Origin of the sequence: Pseudomonas sp. NBRC 111140, from assembly GCF_001320885.1 — a bacterium.
GTDB lineage: Bacteria > Pseudomonadota > Gammaproteobacteria > Pseudomonadales > Pseudomonadaceae > Aquipseudomonas > Aquipseudomonas putida_P.
On the sequence record NZ_BCBQ01000179.1, the window covers coordinates 1 to 3,023 of the forward strand.

2 rRNA genes are annotated in these 3,023 nt (G+C 51.8%); both read left to right on the top strand.

Features of this window, described 5'->3' with window-relative positions:
- Positions 1-2,721 (top strand): 23S ribosomal RNA (locus APH42_RS28655); the annotation flags it as partial.
- A 136-nt stretch (positions 2,722-2,857) separates the two neighbouring features.
- A 5S ribosomal RNA gene (gene rrf / locus APH42_RS28660) occupies positions 2,858-2,973 on the top strand.
- Positions 2,974-3,023: the final 50 nt, after the last annotated feature.

The following is a 3,023-nucleotide window of genomic DNA, read 5'->3' on the forward strand; positions in this document are numbered from 1 at the left end:
AAGAGGCGAACCAGGGGAACTGAAACATCTAAGTACCCTGAGGAAAAGAAATCAACCGAGATTCCCTTAGTAGTGGCGAGCGAACGGGGACCAGCCCTTAAGTTGGTTTGAGATTAGTGGAACGCTCTGGAAAGTGCGGCCATAGTGGGTGATAGCCCCGTACACGAAAATCTCTTATCAATGAAATCGAGTAGGACGGAGCACGAGAAACTTTGTCTGAATATGGGGGGACCATCCTCCAAGGCTAAATACTACTGACTGACCGATAGTGAACCAGTACCGTGAGGGAAAGGCGAAAAGAACCCCGGAGAGGGGAGTGAAATAGAACCTGAAACCGTATGCGTACAAGCAGTGGGAGCCTACTTTGTTAGGTGACTGCGTACCTTTTGTATAATGGGTCAGCGACTTATATTCAGTGGCGAGCTTAACCGAATAGGGGAGGCGTAGCGAAAGCGAGTCTTAATAGGGCGTTTAGTCGCTGGGTATAGACCCGAAACCGGGCGATCTATCCATGGGCAGGTTGAAGGTTAGGTAACACTGACTGGAGGACCGAACCGACTACCGTTGAAAAGTTAGCGGATGACCTGTGGATCGGAGTGAAAGGCTAATCAAGCTCGGAGATAGCTGGTTCTCCTCGAAAGCTATTTAGGTAGCGCCTCATGTATCACTGTAGGGGGTAGAGCACTGTTTCGGCTAGGGGGTCATCCCGACTTACCAAACCGATGCAAACTCCGAATACCTACAAGTGCCGAGCATGGGAGACACACGGCGGGTGCTAACGTCCGTCGTGAAAAGGGAAACAACCCAGACCGTCAGCTAAGGTCCCAAAGTCATGGTTAAGTGGGAAACGATGTGGGAAGGCTTAGACAGCTAGGAGGTTGGCTTAGAAGCAGCCACCCTTTAAAGAAAGCGTAATAGCTCACTAGTCGAGTCGGCCTGCGCGGAAGATGTAACGGGGCTCAAACCATGCACCGAAGCTACGGGTATCACCTTTTGGTGATGCGGTAGAGGAGCGTTCTGTAAGCCTGTGAAGGTGAGTTGAGAAGCTTGCTGGAGGTATCAGAAGTGCGAATGCTGACATGAGTAACGACAATGCGAGTGAAAAACTCGCACGCCGAAAGACCAAGGTTTCCTGCGCAACGTTAATCGACGCAGGGTTAGTCGGTCCCTAAGGCGAGGCTGAAAAGCGTAGTCGATGGAAAACAGGTTAATATTCCTGTACTTCCAGTTATTGCGATGGAGGGACGGAGAAGGTTAGGCCAGCCTGGCGTTGGTTGTCCAGGTTTAAGGTGGTAGGCTGGAATCTTAGGCAAATCCGGGATTCTAAGGCCGAGAGCTGATGACGAGTTGCCTTTAGGCGACGAAGTGGTTGATACCATGCTTCCAAGAAAAGCTCCTAAGCTTCAGATAACTGGGAACCGTACCCCAAACCGACACAGGTGGTTAGGTAGAGAATACCAAGGCGCTTGAGAGAACTCGGGTGAAGGAACTAGGCAAAATGGCACCGTAACTTCGGGAGAAGGTGCGCCGGCGAGGGTCAAGGACTTGCTCCGTAAGCCCATGCCGGTCGAAGATACCAGGCCGCTGCGACTGTTTATTAAAAACACAGCACTCTGCAAACACGAAAGTGGACGTATAGGGTGTGACGCCTGCCCGGTGCCGGAAGGTTAATTGATGGGGTTAGCGCAAGCGAAGCTCTTGATCGAAGCCCCGGTAAACGGCGGCCGTAACTATAACGGTCCTAAGGTAGCGAAATTCCTTGTCGGGTAAGTTCCGACCTGCACGAATGGCGTAACGATGGCGGCGCTGTCTCCACCCGAGACTCAGTGAAATTGAAATCGCTGTGAAGATGCAGTGTATCCGCGGCTAGACGGAAAGACCCCGTGAACCTTTACTATAGCTTTGCACTGGACTTTGAATTTGCTTGTGTAGGATAGGTGGGAGGCTTTGAAGTGGGGACGCCAGTTCTCATGGAGCCATCCTTGAAATACCACCCTGGCAACTTTGAGGTTCTAACTCAGGTCCGTTATCCGGATCGAGGACAGTGTATGGTGGGTAGTTTGACTGGGGCGGTCTCCTCCCAAAGAGTAACGGAGGAGTACGAAGGTGCGCTCAGACCGGTCGGAAATCGGTCGTAGAGTATAAAGGCAAAAGCGCGCTTGACTGCGAGACACACACGTCGAGCAGGTACGAAAGTAGGTCTTAGTGATCCGGTGGTTCTGTATGGAAGGGCCATCGCTCAACGGATAAAAGGTACTCCGGGGATAACAGGCTGATACCGCCCAAGAGTTCATATCGACGGCGGTGTTTGGCACCTCGATGTCGGCTCATCACATCCTGGGGCTGAAGCCGGTCCCAAGGGTATGGCTGTTCGCCATTTAAAGTGGTACGCGAGCTGGGTTTAGAACGTCGTGAGACAGTTCGGTCCCTATCTGCCGTGGACGTTTGAGATTTGAGAGGGGCTGCTCCTAGTACGAGAGGACCGGAGTGGACGAACCTCTGGTGTTCCGGTTGTCACGCCAGTGGCATTGCCGGGTAGCTATGTTCGGAAGAGATAACCGCTGAAAGCATCTAAGCGGGAAACTTGCCTCAAGATGAGATCTCACTGGGATCTTGAATCCCCTAAAGGGCCGTCGAAGACTACGACGTTGATAGGTTGGGTGTGTAAGCGCTGTGAGGCGTTGAGCTAACCAATACTAATTGCCCGTGAGGCTTGACCATATAACACCCAAGCAATTTGCGCGTCAGCCAAATTGCGGTGGTGAAGATGATACGAACCGAAAGTTCGCAACGAACCACACAATCACATATCCGAATTCGCTGGGCTGTCCATCTGGACATTCTGGCTACAGAATTTCTTGACGACCATAGAGCATTGGAACCACCTGATCCCATCCCGAACTCAGCAGTGAAACGATGCATCGCCGATGGTAGTGTGGGGTTTCCCCATGTGAGAGTAGGTCATCGTCAAGATTCATTTCGCAAAACCCCTATCTGCGCATGCAGGTAGGGGTTTTGTCTTT